This is a genomic window from Streptomyces sp. NPDC053673, assembly GCF_055585225.1.
Genome location: NZ_JBVJKN010000013.1, coordinates 31,704 through 47,221, shown reverse-complemented (window position 1 = coordinate 47,221; position 15,518 = coordinate 31,704). Strand labels below are relative to the sequence as shown.

Below are 15,518 nucleotides of genomic sequence, written 5' to 3'. Positions count from 1 at the left end.
GAACTGTCGTAAATCCGGAGAGGTCCATGACGCGGCGTCGTCCCCCGCGGTCGGCGAGCGCCGACGACCTGCTGACCGCGCTCGGGTTGCTGACCGCACAGGCGCGGGAGGGCGCAGAGGCGCATCGCGCCCGGGTGGACCTCGCCGAGGCCCTGCAGCGCGACATGCTTCCGCGCACGTTGCCGTCCCTGCCCGGTCTGCGGACGGCCGCCCGGTACGCGCCCGCCCGCGACGGTCTGGACATCGGCGGCGACTGGTACGACGGTTTCCTGATGCCCGACGGGTCGCTCGGGTTCTCCATCGGCGACGTCCAGGGGCACGACGTCGAAGCCGCCGCCTTCATGGGACAGGTCCGTATCGGACTGCGTGCCGTGGCCACGGCGTGCACCGACCCGGGCGAAGTGCTGGGCCGGGCCAATGACCTGCTGGTGTCCGTGGCTCGCGAACTCTTCGCGACCTGCAGCTTTCTCCGCTTCGACCCGAGGACGTGGGTCCTCGAGAGCGCCAGGGCCGGGCATGTACCGGCGGTCTGGGCCACGGCCGACGGCTGCAGCGGCACAGCTTCGGACACCGGTGGGCTGCCGCTCGGTATCGAACCGGGCGAGGTGTACCCGGTGACCCGGCGCCCGCTGACCCAGTCCGGAGCCTTCGTGCTGCTGACCGACGGCGTGATCGAGGGGCCGACCGTGCCGATCGAGACCGGACTGAGCCGGGTGACCCGGCTGGTCGGGGCAGGGGTCGAGGCCGATGTCGATGCCGATCTGCTGGCCGCCGAGGTGATGAAGGCGGCTGAGTTCACCGACCACTGCGACGACGCCGCCGTGCTCGTCCTGCGTCATGACGCGGGACCGCGCCGCCGGTCCGGGTGAGGCGGCGAACCCGCCGACGCGTGTCCCGGATGGCGTCGGACAGGGTGAGGTTGTGTGATGACTGGTGTGGTCCGTACCCAGGAGATCCGTCGTTTCGGCACCGTCGTGCTGCTGATGCTCGCCGTCGCCGCCGCCTACTACGCGGCAGGACGCGTCGGGCTCACGTTGCAGGTGGTAATCGAGGGCGCGATCGTCACGCCGCTGTGGCCACCCACGGGCATCGCGCTGAGCTGTCTGCTCTGGTTCGGGCTCCGGATCTGGCCGGGGATCGCCCTCGGCACTCTCCTCGTCATCCTGGCCATCAGTCCGTTCCGGCCGTTCTCCCTCGGGATCCTCGCCGGTAACAGCCTCGCGCCGGTCTGCGCGTACCTGATGCTGCGGCGGGTCGGCTTCCGTACCGAGCTGGACCGGTTGCGTGACGGGCTGGCGCTCGTCTTCCTGGGGGCCCTGGCCGGGATGCTGATCAGCGCGACCGTCGGGGCCGGCGTGCTGGTGCTCGCCGGCGTGCTGGCGCCCGACAGTTTCTGGCCGATCTGGTCGGCGTGGTGGGCGGGCGACGCCATGGGAGTCCTGGTGGTGACCCCGCTGCTGCTCGTCTGCCGCAGGGCCCGGATGCCCGTGGGCGTCAGCCCCGCCAGGTGGGCCGAGGCAGCGTGTCTCGCCGTCAGCGTCGCCGCCGTCGCCGCCGTCGTCACGCGAAGCTCCGCCCCCCTGCTGTTCCTCGTCTTTCCGCTGCTGATGTGGGCGGCGTTGCGCTTCCAGTTGCCGGGTGCCGCACCGTGCGTCCTGGTCGTGTCCGTCCTGGCGATTTCGGCGGCGACCGATGAGGCGGGGCCGTTCGCCGGCCACAGCCTCTTCGCGACCATGGGCACCCTGCAGGCCCTCAACGGATCGGCGGCACTGACCGGTCTGCTGCTCGCCGCGATCGTCACCGAGCAGATCACCATCCGCCGCAAGATCGAGCAGGCGTGCGGCGAACTGGCCGAAGTGGTCGACCGCCTCGTCCCGGGCAGCGGCGCGGCCCGGCGCTGGCCGCTGTCCGAGGACAAGGACTCCTGACCGGCCGTACGGACAGCCGCCCGCCATGCACGGTCAGGCTTGGTCAGGCCCCGCCGTGCACGGTCAGGCGCGGCTTTCGGGGCCGGGCTCATGCCCAGGGTGTGAAGCCCACCGCCCTGCCGGTCTCGTCGCGCTGGATCTCCAGCATCCCGTCGACCGCCGTCCGGTCGATCGGCCCGTAGACGTGCGGGAAGAGGGTGCCGGGGGCGACACCCGGTGGCGGGGCCGTGCCCGCGGGCTCCAGGCGGACCGGGGCGAGGAGCTTGCGCTCATCGATGAGCAGCGCCATCAACGGGCCGCGGACGTCACGGTAGTAGGCGCTGGCGACCGCGAGCGTCGTGGCCTCGTCGGGGGAGCAGTGGACGAAGCCCTCCACCAGGAGGGACTTGGGCGCGTACGCCCGTTCCGGGATGGCGAGCCAGTCGTCCAGCGCGACCACGTGCATGATCATGGTCCAGTTATAGCTCCTACCGGGGCGGTCACGCCCGGATGACCGTCACGCCCGCCTCCGTGAACCCGGCGGCGGTCTCGTCGGGCACGGCGCCGTCGGTGACCAGCGTGTCCACCTGGTCCGTGGCGCAGATACGGGCGAACGCGCGCGCGGCCAGCTTGCTGGAGTCGGCGGCGACGACGACCCGCTGTGCGCGCTCGCAGAGCAGCCGGTTGATCGCGGCTTCGTCCTCGTCGTGCGCCGAGGCGCCGTTGACCACGTCGAAGGCGTCCACGCCCAGCACCGCGACATCCATGGTGATCTGGCTGAGCACGCCGTCGGCGAGCGGGCCGATGAGCTCGTACGACTGCGGGCGGGCCACGCCGCCGGTCACGACGATCTTGAACTGGGGCCGGATCGCCAGCTCGTTGGCGATGTTGAGGGCGTTGGTGACGATCGTCAGCGCGGGGGAGCCCGAAGCCAGGTCGGGGCGCGCCGCCAGCGCACGGGCGACCTCGGTCGTCGTGGTGCCACCGGTGAAGCCGACCGCCTCGCCGGGCGAGATCAGCCCGGCGACCGCCGCGCTGATGCGCTGCTTCTCCGCCGCGCGCCGGGACGTCTTGTAGCGCAGCGGCAGCTCGTACGAGACGCCGTGCACGACCGCACCGCCGCGGGTGCGTACGAGCATCTGCTGCTCGGCGAGCTGGTCGAAATCGCGCCGGATGGTCGCGGCCGAGACGTCCAGTGCCGCCGCGGCCTCCTCGACGTCCAGCCGGCCCTGCTCGACCAGCAGCTCAAGCAGCGCCTTCCAGCGGGCGTCGCGGGACATCCGCAGCTCCCTTCCTCGAATGTTCGAAGGCGACCTTAGCGCACGCCGCGCCCCCGCGATGCTTGAAGATGATTGAAACCTAGCGCTATCTTGCAGAAACACGCATCAGTCGAAGGGTGAGGACGGACATGAGCCATGTCGCGAACGAGCTGGTGAGCCAGCCGGAGTGTTGGGGAAGGGCCGCGGAACTCGCCACGGACCAGGGCGGAGTGCTTCCGGCGGCGGGCGAGCGGGTGGCGTTCGTCGGCTGCGGGACCTCCTTCTTCATGAGCCAGGCGGCGGCCGCGCTGCGCGAAGGCGCGGGGCAGGGCGAGTCGGACGCGTTCGCGGCCTCCGAGTTCCCGGACGGCCGCCGCTACGACCGGGTCGTCGCGCTCACCCGCTCCGGCACCACCACCGAGGTGCTCGAACTCCTCGCGCGGCTGCGCGGCCGCACCCGTACCACCGCCGTCACCGCCGACCCCGCCACGCCCGTGATGACCGCCGCCGACGAGGTCGTCGTCCTCGACTTCGCCGACGAACGGTCCGTGGTCCAGACGCGGTTCGCCACCTCCGCCCTCACCCTGCTGCGCGCCCACCTCGGACTGCACACCGACGCCGTCGTGGACGACGCCCGCGACGCGCTGGCCGAGCCGCTCCCCGAATGGCTGACGGGCTGCTCGCAGTTCACCTTCCTCGGCCGCGGCTGGACGGTGGGACTCGCCAACGAGGCGGCACTCAAGATGCGGGAGGCGTCCACGTCCTGGACCGAGGCGTACCCCGCGATGGAGTACCGGCACGGACCGATCAGCATCACGACACGGGGCACGGCCACCTGGATGATCGGTGACGCACCGTCGGGCCTGGCCGACGAGGTGCACGCCACCGGCGGGATGTGGGTGGCGGGCGGCCTCGATCCGCTGGCCGAGCTGGTGCGGGCGCAGCGCCTCGCCGTCGCCGTCGCCGAGGCACGCGGCATGGACCCGGACCGCCCGCGTCACCTCGCCCGGTCCGTCATCCTCGCCGGAGCCTGACCGATGCCGCTCACCGACACCGCGACCCTGGTCGCCGAGGCCGCCGCGGAACGCCGCGCCGTGGCCGCGTTCAACATCATCACGCTGGAGCACGCCGAAGCCGTCGTCGCAGGGGCGGAGGCCGCCGGCTCCCCGGTCCTCCTGCAGATCAGTGAGAACGCGGTGAAGTTCCGCTACGGGCGGGTCCGCCCGCTGGCACGGGCCGCCGCCGAGGCGGCCGAAGGGGCCGCCGTACCCGTCGCGCTCCACCTCGACCACGTCAAGAGCGGGCAGCTGCTGCGGCAGGCCGCCGACGCCGGGTTCAGCTCCGTGATGTACGACGCGGCACACCTGCCCTACGAGGAGAATCTCGCCGCGACCCGCACTGCGGCCGACTGGGCACATGCCAACGGCCTCTGGATCGAGGCCGAACTGGGCGAGGTCGGCGGCAAGGACGGCGCACCGCCGCTGGACGCCCACACTCCGGGCGCCCGCACCGACCCGGACGAGGCACGGGAGTTCGTGGCGGCGTCCGGTGTGGACGCCCTCGCCGTCGCGATCGGCAGTTCCCACGCCATGACGTCCCGCACGGCCGCGCTCGACCACGAGCTGCTGGCACGGCTGTCCGGGACCCTGGAAGTACCGCTGGTGCTGCACGGTTCCTCGGGTGTGCCCGACGGAGAGCTGACCGCGGCCGTGACGGGAGGGATCGCGAAGGTCAACATCGGGACGGCACTGAACCTCGCGATGACCGGCGCCATCCGTGAGTACCTGGCCGCCAACGCCGACGCGGTGGACTCCCGCAGCTACCTCTCGGTCGGGCGGCGGGCGATGGCCGAGACGGTCACCCGGATGATCGGCGTCCTGCGGGCGGGAGAGCCGGTGGTCCCGGTGGGATAGCCCGAATTCGGTTGCGTGCGCGGCGGGCTCTCTGCTGGAGTGCCGGGACAACAGCCGATCTGCCGAGGAGCGGGAAATGCGCACTGCGTACATGTCCATCACGAAGGGAATCTCCGCCAATTCAGAGGACATGACACGTAGTGCGCACACTCAACCTGGGAATCCTGGCGCATGTCGACGCCGGTAAGACAAGCCTGACCGAGCGGCTCCTGCACGCCGCCGGTGTCATCGACGAAATCGGCAGCGTCGACGACGGAAGTACTCGCACGGACTCACTGGCGCTGGAACGGCAACGCGGTATCACGATCAAATCCGCCGTCGTCTCCTTCGCCATCGACGACATCACGGTCAACCTGATCGACACGCCCGGTCACCCGGATTTCATCGCCGAGGTGGAACGCGTCCTGAGCGTGCTCGACGGCGCCGTACTGGTCGTCTCCGCCGTGGAAGGCGTGCAGGCGCAGACCCGCGTGCTGATGCGCACGCTCCGGCGTCTGCGCATCCCGACGCTCATCTTCGTGAACAAGATCGACCGCGGTGGCGCGCACGACGCGGACGTACTGCGGAGCATCTCCGCGCGACTGTCCCCGGCGATCGTCCCGATGGGATCGACCGACGGACTCGGCACCGCGCGCGCCCGGTTCACACGGTTCGGCGACGCGGACACCGCGTTCACCTCCCGGCTGATCGACGTGCTGTCCGAGCACGACGACGCGTTCCTGGCCGCGTACGTGGACGACGCATCGGCCGTCTCGTACCGCAGACTCCGCGACGAGCTCGCCGCACAGACCGGACAGGCGCTGGTGCATCCCGTGTTCTTCGGCTCGGCGATGACCGGGGCCGGGGTGGACGCGCTGATCGGCGGAATCAGCGAACTGCTGCCCGCCGCCGAGGGCGAACCCGACGGTCCGGTCTCCGGCACCGCCTTCAAGGTCGAGCGTGGTCCGGCCGGGGAGAAGATCGCCTATGTGCGGATGTTCTCGGGCACCGTACGGACGCGCGACCGGCTGCGGCTCCGCCGGCACGACGAGGGCAAGGTCACCGCGATCAGTGTCTTCGACCGCGGCTCGGACGACCGGCGCGCGTCGGTCACCGCGGGGCAGATCGGGAAGCTCTGGGGCCTCGGCGACATCCGGACCGGCGACCCGATCGGCGTGGCTCGACTCGCGGACACGGAGCGACAGTTCGCCCCGCCGACACTGGAAACGGTCGTGGTGCCGGTCCGCCCGTCCGACAGAGGGGCGCTGCACACCGCGCTCACCCAGCTGGCCGAGCAGGACCCGCTGATCGATCTGCGGCAGGACGACATCCGGCAGGAAGTGTCCGTCTCGCTCTACGGCGAAGTGCAGAAGGAAGTCATCCAGGCAACGCTGTCCGACGACTTCGGTGTCGACGTCACCTTCCGCGAGACGACGACCGTCTGCGTCGAACGCCTGAAGGGCATCGGCTCGGCCGTCGAATTCAAGGAACACAAGGAGACCAATCCCTTTCTCGCGACGGTCGGGCTGCGTGTCGAGCCGGCCCCGGCCGGTGCCGGTGTGGAATTCCGGCTGGAGGTCGAACTCGGCTCGATGCCGTACTCGTTCATCAAGGCCGTCGAGGACTCGGCGAGGGAAACACTGCTGCAGGGAATCCACGGATGGCGCATCCCCGACTGCACGGTCACCATGACGCATTCCGGCTACTGCCCGCGGCAGAGCCACGCGCATGCCGTCTTCGACAAAAGCATGTCCAGCACGGCCGGTGACTTCCGCGGTCTGACACCGCTGGTCCTGATGAGCGCACTGCGGCAGGCCGGCACCAGCGTGCTCGAGCCGCTGCACCGCTTCCACCTCGAGATTCCCACGGACGCGCTCGGACCGGTCCTGTCCGTACTGGCACGCCACCGCGCCGTACCCCGGACCAACGTGACGCGCGGTTCGTCGTGCGCACTGGAAGGTGAGATTCCGGCGGACCGGGTGCACGCCCTGGAACAGCAGCTGCCGGGGCTGACGCGCGGTGAGGGTGTCCTCGACTGCGTGTTCGGGCGGTACGCGCCGGTCAGCGGCACGATCCCGGTCAGACCGCGTACGGACCACAACCCGCTGGACCGCAAGGAGTACCTGCTGCGCGTGGTGAGACGGGTCCGGTGAACCCTGTGCGCCCCCCCGTGCAACCCCCCGGGCAGGCCTGTCCCGACACGGCCGGACCGCGCAGGGCCCTTCCCGGCGACACGCCGTGATCCGCGACACACTTTCCACGCCACCCGTGATCCGCGGGCGGCTGGGTGCGCTTGATGGTACGGACGCCTGTGACACCGGGAGCCGCGAGCCGCCCGCCGCCGTACCGAACCGACAGGATTCCCATGCCACTCATGACTCTTCCGGCCCTCCGGCGCAGCGGCGCGCTCGCGCTCGCCGGCGCCGTGGCCGCCGCATTCCTGACCGGCTGCACCAGTTCTCCCGAGAAACCGGGCTCTCCGGGGCCTTCCGGTGCCTCGGGCCTGCCCGCTCCCGATGGGCACAAGGGCGGCGCCGGCTCGGTCGTCCTGCGGGCCGACGCGCTGCGGACGGCATTGGTCACCCAGGCCGAAGTCCCGTCGTACCAGGCGCAGGAGAACAGCCCGCCGAGCCGGCGTCCCAAGGCCGACCGCGAAGACTGCCGAGCCCTCGCCGACATGACCGCGGCCGGTACCGCCCGTACCCCCGAGGCCGTCGACTGGGCGAACCGTTCCTTCCTGTCGAGCGGCACACCGGGCCTCACCGTGACCGTGAGTCTCTTCTCCTACGAGGGGGACGGCGCCCAGCAGACGCTCGCCGGCGTCCGCAAGGCCCTCGGCGCATGCGGCGGCGGCTTCTCGACGTCGGGGAACGCCGACGGGTCCACCATCAAGTACGTCGACGTGAAGAGCGAGGAGGCACCGGAGGGCGGCGACGAGTCGGTCGCCTGGGCGATGACCGGCACGGCCCAGGGGACGCGGATGCCCGTGCACCTCACGGCGGTGAGGGAGGGCAGGAACGTGGCCGTGTTCTTCACGCTCAATCTGCTCGAGCCGGAGAAGTCGCAGCTGCCGGAGGACCTGCACGGCCGGCAGATGGCCAAACTCGAGCAGGCGATCGCGACGGCCGCGGCGTCCTGACGGCCACCGTTTCAGGACCGCGGACCGGGCCATGGCGCGGCACCGGGCCGATTCCGTACCGCGGGCGCGGAATCGGCCCGGCGGGCAGGCCCCGGGTCAGACCCGCGCCCCGTTGTCCCTCGGGTCCCGGCGCGTCACCGGCCGACGACCTCGCCCGCCTGCCGTCGCCGCCGGGGCGCCCCACCGGCCCTCGAGGACGAGAGCCGCCGGCACGGCCGTGAGGACCGACGAATACGTGCCCACGCAGACCCCGATGAGCAGCGCCAGGGCGAAGTCGGCGAGGGAGTCGCCGCCGAGGACGGCCAGGGCACAGAGGATGAACAGGGCACCCATCCCGGTGTTGACCGTACGTGGCACCGTCTGGAGGACGGCCGTGTCCGCGAGCACCGGCAGCGGAGTGCCGCGGTTCTTCCCCCACAGCTCCCGGACCCGGTCGAACACCACCACCGAGTCGTTGACGGAGTATCCGACGACGGTCAGCAGGGCCGCCAGGAAGATGCCGTCCACGGACCGGCCGAGCCAGGCGAACGCGCCGATCAGGATGGTGACGTCGTGCACCAGGGCGATGACGCACCCCACCGCGAACGTCCAGCGAAAGCGCGACGCCAGATAGACCAGCTGGACGATCACGGCGACGGCCAGGGCGATCACGGCGTCGCGCCGCAGTTCGCCGCCGAGGCTGGGGCCGATCAGTTCGTCGCGCACCTTCGTCGCCGTACCGCCGTGCTGGGCGAGCGCGCCCCTGATGGCCGCCTCGCCGTCATTGCCGATGTCCGCGCCGCGCACGGACAGGTCCCGGCCGTCCGCCGTGGTGACCTCCACATCGGCGAAACCGGCCTTCGCGAGGGCGGAGCGTGCCGTCTCCGCGTCCACCGGCCGGGCCGTCGAGTACTCCACGAGGCGTCCGCCGGTGAACTCCACGCCGAGGTTCACCCCGCGCAGTGCGATGCCCGCCACGGCCACGGCCACCAGCACCGCCGAGACGGTGAGCCAGCGCCGGGGAGCGCGGAACAGCCGGGGACCGCGGCGGGTCAGGAACGTCCGTACCCGGCCGGGCATGCCGATGCCGTTGACCTCCCGGTAGTCACCGACGAAGCGGGAACGCGCGGCGAGTTCGGTGAGCGCCCTGGCGATCACGAGGGCGGAGAACATCGAGGCGAGCACGCCGATCGCCAGGGTGACGCCGAAGCCCTTCACCGGACCCGAGCCGAGGAAGAAGAGCAGCCCGGCCGCGAGCAGAGTGGTCGCGCCGGAATCGGCCACCGCACTCCAGGCGTTGCGGAAGCCGGCCGTCACAGCACGGCGCAGCGAGCGCCGTGAACCGGTCGCGTACTCCTCCCGGGCCCGTTCGAAGACGAGCACATTGGCATCCACGGCCATGCCGATCGCCAGGACGAAACCCGCCAGCCCCGGCAGGGTCAGGGTGACGCCCAGCGCCACGAGCGCGGCGTACGAGATCACCGCGTACGCGACGAGGGCGACGGCGGCCAGGGCTCCGAAGAGCCGGTAGACGGCCGTGACGAAGAGCGCCGTGAGCACCGCTCCGATCACCGCGGCCTGCGCGCTCGCACTGATCGCGGCGGCGCCGAGCGTGGGCCCGACGGTCCGCTGCTCGACGGTCTCGACGGGTACGGGCAGCGCCCCGCCCTTGATCAGCAGGGCGAGTTCCCTGGCCTCGTCGGCGGTGAACGAGCCGGTGATCTGTGTGGAGCCGGAGACGATGCCCGACCCGCAGGTCACCGAGGGATCCACCTGCGGTGAGGAGATCACCTGGTCGTCCAGCACGATCGCCACCCGGCGGCGGTCGTCCTGGACCGGATGGCACGCCGCCTGCCCGGTCAGGCGCGCCCAGTCGCGGGCCTCGCCCGAGCGGAACTCGACGGCGACGTACCAGCCCGCTCCGCGCTGGGCGTCGAACTGCGCCACGGCGTCCTTCACGCCCGCGCCGGACAGCCCCGCCGCGCCGAGATGCACGGGCCGCCCCCGCTCGTCGGGCAGCACCCACTGCCTGTCCGTGCCCTCGGGGGCGGGTTCCTCGACGGCGTGGAAGCTCAACTGGGCGGTGCGGCCCAGGACCTCCGCCGCCTTCCTCGGGTCCTGGACGTCCGGCAGTTCGACGACGATGCGGTTCTCGCCCGACCGGGTCAGTGTCGGTTCGGCGACGCCGAGCGCGTCGATGCGCTGTCTCAGCACCTCCATGGTGCGGTCGGTGGTGTCGCGGTCCGCCTCGGCGGCCTGGGAGTCACGGGCCTGGAGCACCATTCGGGTGCCGCCCTGAAGATCCAGGCCGAGCCTGGGGGACTGGGTGAGTGCGATGAAGACGGATACGAGCAGCACGAGCGCAGCCAGAACTGCCCGCACCGCGGTGGCGCGAGTCATGGGTTTCCTCCGTGAGGGCGCCGGGCGCCCTCAGCGAGGACGTACCGGCGGTGATGCGGGACGGGACCGGTGACCGGCCGTCCCCGGAGGTCCGCGCACTGCCGGAAGCTCCGCACGGGATACCGGCCGTACGAAGTCGCTCGTGGGAACGGCCCGTTCCGCGCTGCGGAGCGGAACGGGCGGCCGGGAACGGTGCGGTGGCAGCGCGCCGGATCCCGGCGGGGGAGAGAACTGACTGCCGGCGTGGACGTGTCCGACCGTCGTACGCCGTGGACCGTCGGGCCGGGTCGGTACGCCGTCGGTGCGCGAGAGACGCTCGGTGTGACGGGACGACGGGGCCCCGGCGGCCGGTGCGGGCAGCGACGCCGAGGGCGCCGGGCCGGTGACGAGCGCGGTCGCGGCGGCAGGCCGGACGCCGAGGAAGGCGAGCACGGCGAGCAGAGCGGCGGCCAGCGCGGCTGACGTACGCTCCGAACGCATGGACCCGCACCCTTGCTTGCCGTGACCCTCGCACCCGCGCAGGGCGAGGCGAGGCCGAACCCACACTATGCAGCATCCCGGCACCGGTAGCCATCGGTCTCTGTGACAGCGTTGGCAGAAGGTGACGGGAGTTGCGCAACTGGCGTTCGATAACGTCTGGTTGATCGTAGGATCTGGATGCTCCCGATCGCCCGGGGAGCCACAGTGTGGTCTGGAAGGGGCACTCTCTCCGTGGTCGCGTTATCCCGAAGCGTCGTGTCATGACCGTACTGCTGAGCGCGGGCGGCGCCGTCGTCGCGTTGTCGCTCCTCGGCTGGGCGCTGTGGCTCCGGCGCGAGCGCAATGCCGAACGCGCAGGACGTGAGCTGCACCAGCGACTGGCAGCCGCCCGCGGTGCCGAGATCGAGCATCTGGCGAACGTCCGGGTCCCCGCCATCGCCGAACGGATACGCACCGGCCGGCGACTGGACGGCGTACCCGGGCCGGTCGGCTCCGAAGCCGACACCGGAAAGGAGTTCGCGCACGCACTGGCCGCCGTGGTCACGGCGCTCGGCTCCGACGAAGCCGTCCGCAGGGAGCGGGCGCTGCGGGACTCCGTGCAGTCCGCCTTCGAATCCGTCGCCCGCACCATGCACGCCATGGCCACGGTGCAGCAGCAGGTGCTGGACCAGGTCGAGCGTTCCATCGACGACGCCGTCCTGATGGCCGAGGTCATGAAGGCCGACCACGCGGCTGCGCAGATGACCCGCAAGGCCCAGACACTGCTCGTGATGTGCGGTATCTGGCCTGCCAGGCGCGAAACCCGGCCGGTGTCGCTCTACGACTGTGTACGCGGCGCCCAGTCACGCATCGTGGAGTTCGGCCGGGTCGAGGTGCACGGCGGGCAGTCGCTCCATGTGGTGCCGCCCGCCGTCGAGGGCCTCATGCATGCGATCGCCGAACTCCTCGAGAACGCGACCGTGTTCTCCCCGTCCAGCACCCACGTCGTCGTCACCATCCGGGAAGTGGGGGCCGGGGCCGTCGTCGAGATCGACGACGCGGGCCTGGGAATGCCGCCCGACGTCCTGCACCAGGCGACGGCTCAGCTCCGCGACGACCTGGACCTGGCCCGGCTCGGCGCGGTGCCGCGCCTCGGCCTTGCCTGTGTCGGCCGCTGGACCCGCGAGCTGGGCTTCAACGTGGAGCTGACGGGAGCGTCGGCGTACGGCGGAACCCGCGCCGTCACGTTCGTTCCGCACCGGTTGCTCACCGAGCCGCTCTCCCACTTCGCGGCGCCGCGCCAGGCCCCGGCCACGGCGGCGCTGCCGAAACCGCTGCACGAGACGCCGCAGCCGGCGCAGGGCGCGACGGAGCGGCCGCAGGAGCCGCCGTACGCCGACGCGCCGCGCGCCGGCGACGGCCCCCAGCCCGTTCCGGGCGGCCTGCCCCGGCGCCGCAGCCGGCGCGGTGCCCGTGAAGCGGCCGTCCAGCAGACTCTGCACACCCCGCAGCCCGAACCGGCCGACAGCACCTGGACCCCGGAGGCCGCGCGTGCGTCGATCGCCAGCGTGCTCTCCGGATCACGGCGGGGTCGCGCCGCCGTGGAGGACACCCCCATGCCAGACGAGACCGATCACGAGGGAGGCCGGCAGTGACCGGAGCGATAACGAGGCTGCCCGACCTGGGGTGGATGCTTCGCCCGCTGACCGAGATCCCGGGGGTCCGGCACGCCGTGGTGGTCTCCGAGGACGGTCTGCGGCTGGGCCATGCCTCGGCGGAGGACCTCACCGGGCCGGTCGCCCGGCTCAGTGTCCCGGAGGCCGAATCGCTCTCCGCGGCGTGCGCGGCGATGACGATGACCGGACGGTCCACCGCCGCGCTGCTGTTCGGCGGCGGCGCCGGAGTGCGCCAGCTGATGCTGGAGTCGGAGCACGGCTTCGTCCTGTTCACCCACGCGGGCATCGGGGCCCATCTCGGCGTCGCCACGGACACCGAGGCCGATGTGGGCCTGGTCGCCCAGCAGATGCAGCTCCTCGTGGCGAAGATCGGCGCGCATCTGAGCACGCAGCCCCGGGAACCGGTGAGCCCGTCCTCATGACGGACCGTTCGGAAGGACGGACCACCACGCGCGCGGTACGTCCGTACGTGATCACCGGCGGCCGGGCGGGCACCGGCGGTGTGCCGCTGTCCTGGGAGACCCTGGTGATGGCCGCGGATATCGCCGTGCCGGAGTCCCTCCAGCCCGAGCACCGGATGATCCTGGCGCACTGTCAGGGCCTGCTGTCGGTGGCCGAGGTGGCCGCGCACCTGGGCCAGCCGCCGTCGGTGGTCCAGGTGCTGCTCGCCGATCTCATCGACTGGGGGCTGATCCTGGCCCGTCCGCCCATTCCGCCGGCCGAACGCGCCGATGTGACCATGCTGAGAAAGGTCCTCCATGGCCTCGAAAGCCGTCTCTGACGCTCCGGTGTCGTCGTCCGCGCAGACGCCGTCCGGCAAGTACCTCACGTCGAGTGTCGCGGGCGCGGCCAAGATCCTCGTCGTCGGCCCGCTGGGGGTCGGGAAGACCACGCTCATCGGGACCGTGTCGGAGATCCCGCCGCTGTTCACCGAAGCGGTGATGACCCAGGCCGGCGCCCGGGTCGACACCGGCGGCGAGCGTGCCAAGACGACCACCACCGTGGCCCTCGACTTCGGCCGGATCACCATCGACGGGGAGCTGGTGCTGTATCTGTTCGGCACGCCCGGCCAGCAGCGCTTCCTGCCTGCCTGGCGGGATCTGGCCAAGGGCGCGCTCGGCGCACTCGCGCTGATCGACACCCGTGACCTGGCTGCCTCGTTCGGCGCCCTCGGGAATCTCGAGGACCTCGATCTGCCGTTCGCCGTCGCCGTCAATGTGTTCCCCGGCAGCCCCCAGCACGCCGAGGACGACCTCCGCACGGCCCTCGACCTGCTCCCGAACACTCCGCTGGTGGCCTGCGACGCCCGCGACGCCGCCTCCTCCGTCCGGGCCCTCATCGCTCTCGTACGCCATCTCATCGACGCCGCCACGGAGTCCTCATGACCACCCCGCACGGCTTTTCGCCGCACTCACCGGTCCACGGACACCCGGGCACCGGCCGCGGCGGCCGGTGCCCGGCCGCCACCGCGCTGTACGGGCCCCATCTCGACGGCGACGCGATGCCCGCTCTGTACGAGGAACTCCGCGGCAGGTACGGCCCGGTGGCCCCCGTCACCGTTGCGCCCGGCATCGAGGCCTGGCTGGTCCTCGGCCACCGCGAGCTGCTCCGGCTCACCCGCGAGGAGCAGGACTTCTCACACGATCCGCGCCACTGGAGCCTGCTGCGGGAGGGCCGGGTGCCCGCGGACTCGCCGATCCTGCCGCTCGTCGGCTGGCGGCCCGCGCTGCTGTTCGCCGACGGCCAGCAGCACCGCCGGATGCGGGCCGCCGTCTCGGACGCCCTCGCCGGGATCAACGGACACGAGCTGCGCCGCAGTGTCCGGGCCGCGGCCGAGCAGCTGATCGCCTCTTTCGCCGAACGCCGCGAGGCGGACCTCGTACCGCACTACGCGCGCAAGCTCCCCATGCAGGTCATCACCGGCCTGCTCGGCCTGGACGACCGGACAGGGCAGCAGCTCGTCCAGGCCATCGCGGGAATGGCCGTCGCCAACGCGGACTCGGCCAACGCGAGCAAGCGGATGGGCGCGATCCTGCTCGAGCTGATCGAGGAGAAGCGGCGCAGGCCCGGCAACGACATCACCTCGGCGCTGCTGCACCACCCGGCACGTCTCACCGACGAGGAGGTGCTGCACAACCTGGTGGTGATGTTCGTCGCGGGCAATCAGACCACCGTGAACTGGATCGCCACGACCCTGCGCATCCTGCTCTGCGACCCCGCGTTCCGGTCCTCTCTGACGGGCGGTCATCTCAGCGTCGACGACGCGCTCGACCTGGTGCTGTGGCGCTTCCCGCCGACGCAGAACTTCCCCGCCCGGTACGCGACGCGGGATCTGAGCTTCGGCGGCCAGGACATCAGGGCCGGCGACATGCTGGTCCTCGGACTGGCCGCGGCCAACGCCGACCCCGCGGTGCTGCCCCCCGACGGCAGCCCGGTCGTCGGCAACCGCTCCCATCTCGCCTTCGGGGCGGGACCGCACACGTGCCCGGCGCAGGACCCGGCCCGGCTGATCACTCGAACCGCGGTGGACACCATCCGGCACCGGCTGCCCGATCTGGAGCTGGCCGTCGTGGAGTCGGAACTGGCCTGGATCTCCTCCCCCTGGAGCAAGGGTCTTGCCGCGCTCCCGGTCCGGTTCACCGACCCTCAGCTGCCCCTCGCCCCACGAACACCGACCCCGTCACAAGCGCCGCGAGCGCCGCACGTACGGCAGTCAGTGCACACACCGCACGCACCGCACACCGCACCGCACACCGCGCCACAGACAGGAGAGCCTCGTTGAACACCTCATCCACGGACGCGCACCG

General features: G+C 71.7%; 15 protein-coding genes. 11 read left to right on the top strand and 4 right to left on the bottom strand.

Annotated features, from left to right (window positions below; translation table 11 throughout):
- The first annotated feature begins 26 nt into the window (after nucleotides 1-26).
- A complete protein-coding gene (locus ACZ6ZQ_RS19815) occupies nucleotides 27-869 on the top strand; it encodes a PP2C family protein-serine/threonine phosphatase (RefSeq protein WP_469769808.1) in 843 nt (280 codons plus the stop codon).
- A gap of 57 nt (nucleotides 870-926) precedes the next feature.
- Nucleotides 927-1,928: an MASE1 domain-containing protein gene (locus ACZ6ZQ_RS19810; protein ID WP_469769807.1), complete on the top strand. Its 1,002-nt coding sequence runs from the start codon at nucleotides 927-929 to the stop codon at nucleotides 1,926-1,928.
- 88 nt (nucleotides 1,929-2,016) lie between these two features.
- On the opposite strand, the gene ACZ6ZQ_RS19805 is transcribed toward ACZ6ZQ_RS19810, so the two are convergent.
- Nucleotides 2,017-2,379 carry a DUF952 domain-containing protein gene (locus ACZ6ZQ_RS19805; RefSeq protein ID WP_469769806.1) on the bottom strand — a complete coding sequence of 121 codons (363 nt, stop codon included), beginning with the start codon at nucleotides 2,377-2,379 and terminating at the stop codon, nucleotides 2,017-2,019.
- A gap of 28 nt (nucleotides 2,380-2,407) precedes the next feature.
- Nucleotides 2,408-3,187 carry a DeoR/GlpR family DNA-binding transcription regulator gene (locus tag ACZ6ZQ_RS19800; protein WP_469769805.1) on the bottom strand — a complete coding sequence of 260 codons (780 nt, stop codon included), beginning with the start codon at nucleotides 3,185-3,187 and terminating at the stop codon, nucleotides 2,408-2,410.
- A 128-nt stretch (nucleotides 3,188-3,315) separates the two neighbouring features.
- Here ACZ6ZQ_RS19800 and ACZ6ZQ_RS19795 point away from each other — a divergent pair, with 128 nt between their 5' ends.
- The 4 genes from ACZ6ZQ_RS19795 (at nucleotide 3,316) to ACZ6ZQ_RS19780 (ending at nucleotide 8,197) form a co-directional block, all read left to right on the top strand.
- Nucleotides 3,316-4,200, top strand: a complete 885-nt coding sequence (locus ACZ6ZQ_RS19795; RefSeq protein ID WP_469769804.1) for an SIS domain-containing protein — start codon at nucleotides 3,316-3,318, stop codon at nucleotides 4,198-4,200.
- A 3-nt stretch (nucleotides 4,201-4,203) separates the two neighbouring features.
- Complete coding sequence (locus tag ACZ6ZQ_RS19790) at nucleotides 4,204-5,079, top strand: class II fructose-bisphosphate aldolase (protein WP_469769803.1); 876 nt, start codon at nucleotides 4,204-4,206, stop codon at nucleotides 5,077-5,079.
- A gap of 140 nt (nucleotides 5,080-5,219) precedes the next feature.
- Nucleotides 5,220-7,211: a GTP-binding protein gene (locus ACZ6ZQ_RS19785; RefSeq protein ID WP_469769802.1), complete on the top strand. Its 1,992-nt coding sequence runs from the start codon at nucleotides 5,220-5,222 to the stop codon at nucleotides 7,209-7,211.
- 221 nt (nucleotides 7,212-7,432) lie between these two features.
- Nucleotides 7,433-8,197 (top strand): hypothetical protein, encoded by a 765-nt coding sequence (locus tag ACZ6ZQ_RS19780; RefSeq protein ID WP_469769801.1) that lies wholly within the window; start codon nucleotides 7,433-7,435, stop codon nucleotides 8,195-8,197.
- Between the two features lie 96 nt (nucleotides 8,198-8,293).
- On the opposite strand, the gene secD is transcribed toward ACZ6ZQ_RS19780, so the two are convergent.
- Together secD and ACZ6ZQ_RS19770 are read right to left on the bottom strand one after the other, a co-directional pair.
- Nucleotides 8,294-10,576: a protein translocase subunit SecD gene (secD, locus tag ACZ6ZQ_RS19775; RefSeq protein ID WP_469769800.1), complete on the bottom strand. Its 2,283-nt coding sequence runs from the start codon at nucleotides 10,574-10,576 to the stop codon at nucleotides 8,294-8,296.
- A gap of 30 nt (nucleotides 10,577-10,606) precedes the next feature.
- The gene (locus ACZ6ZQ_RS19770) at nucleotides 10,607-11,056 is read right to left on the bottom strand and encodes a hypothetical protein (protein ID WP_469769799.1); all 450 of its coding nucleotides are present in this window, start codon (nucleotides 11,054-11,056) and stop codon (nucleotides 10,607-10,609) included.
- Between the two features lie 260 nt (nucleotides 11,057-11,316).
- Between ACZ6ZQ_RS19770 and ACZ6ZQ_RS19765 the strand changes: the two genes are divergently transcribed.
- From ACZ6ZQ_RS19765 to ACZ6ZQ_RS19745, 5 genes are read left to right on the top strand one after another with little or no spacing between them, the layout of a single operon-like run.
- Nucleotides 11,317-12,690, top strand: a complete 1,374-nt coding sequence (locus tag ACZ6ZQ_RS19765; protein ID WP_469769798.1) for an ATP-binding protein — start codon at nucleotides 11,317-11,319, stop codon at nucleotides 12,688-12,690.
- The gene (locus ACZ6ZQ_RS19760; RefSeq protein WP_469769797.1) at nucleotides 12,687-13,133 is read left to right on the top strand and encodes a roadblock/LC7 domain-containing protein; all 447 of its coding nucleotides are present in this window, start codon (nucleotides 12,687-12,689) and stop codon (nucleotides 13,131-13,133) included. The genes ACZ6ZQ_RS19765 and ACZ6ZQ_RS19760 overlap by 4 nt, the downstream gene beginning before the upstream one ends.
- The gene (locus ACZ6ZQ_RS19755) at nucleotides 13,130-13,492 is read left to right on the top strand and encodes a DUF742 domain-containing protein (protein WP_469769796.1); all 363 of its coding nucleotides are present in this window, start codon (nucleotides 13,130-13,132) and stop codon (nucleotides 13,490-13,492) included. Before ACZ6ZQ_RS19760 ends, ACZ6ZQ_RS19755 begins: the two co-directional genes overlap by 4 nt.
- On the top strand, nucleotides 13,470-14,096 hold the full coding sequence (locus tag ACZ6ZQ_RS19750) for a GTP-binding protein (RefSeq protein ID WP_469769795.1): 627 nt from the start codon (nucleotides 13,470-13,472) through the stop codon (nucleotides 14,094-14,096). Before ACZ6ZQ_RS19755 ends, ACZ6ZQ_RS19750 begins: the two co-directional genes overlap by 23 nt.
- Nucleotides 14,093-15,493, top strand: a complete 1,401-nt coding sequence (locus ACZ6ZQ_RS19745; protein WP_469769794.1) for a cytochrome P450 — start codon at nucleotides 14,093-14,095, stop codon at nucleotides 15,491-15,493. Before ACZ6ZQ_RS19750 ends, ACZ6ZQ_RS19745 begins: the two co-directional genes overlap by 4 nt.
- Nucleotides 15,494-15,518: the final 25 nt, after the last annotated feature.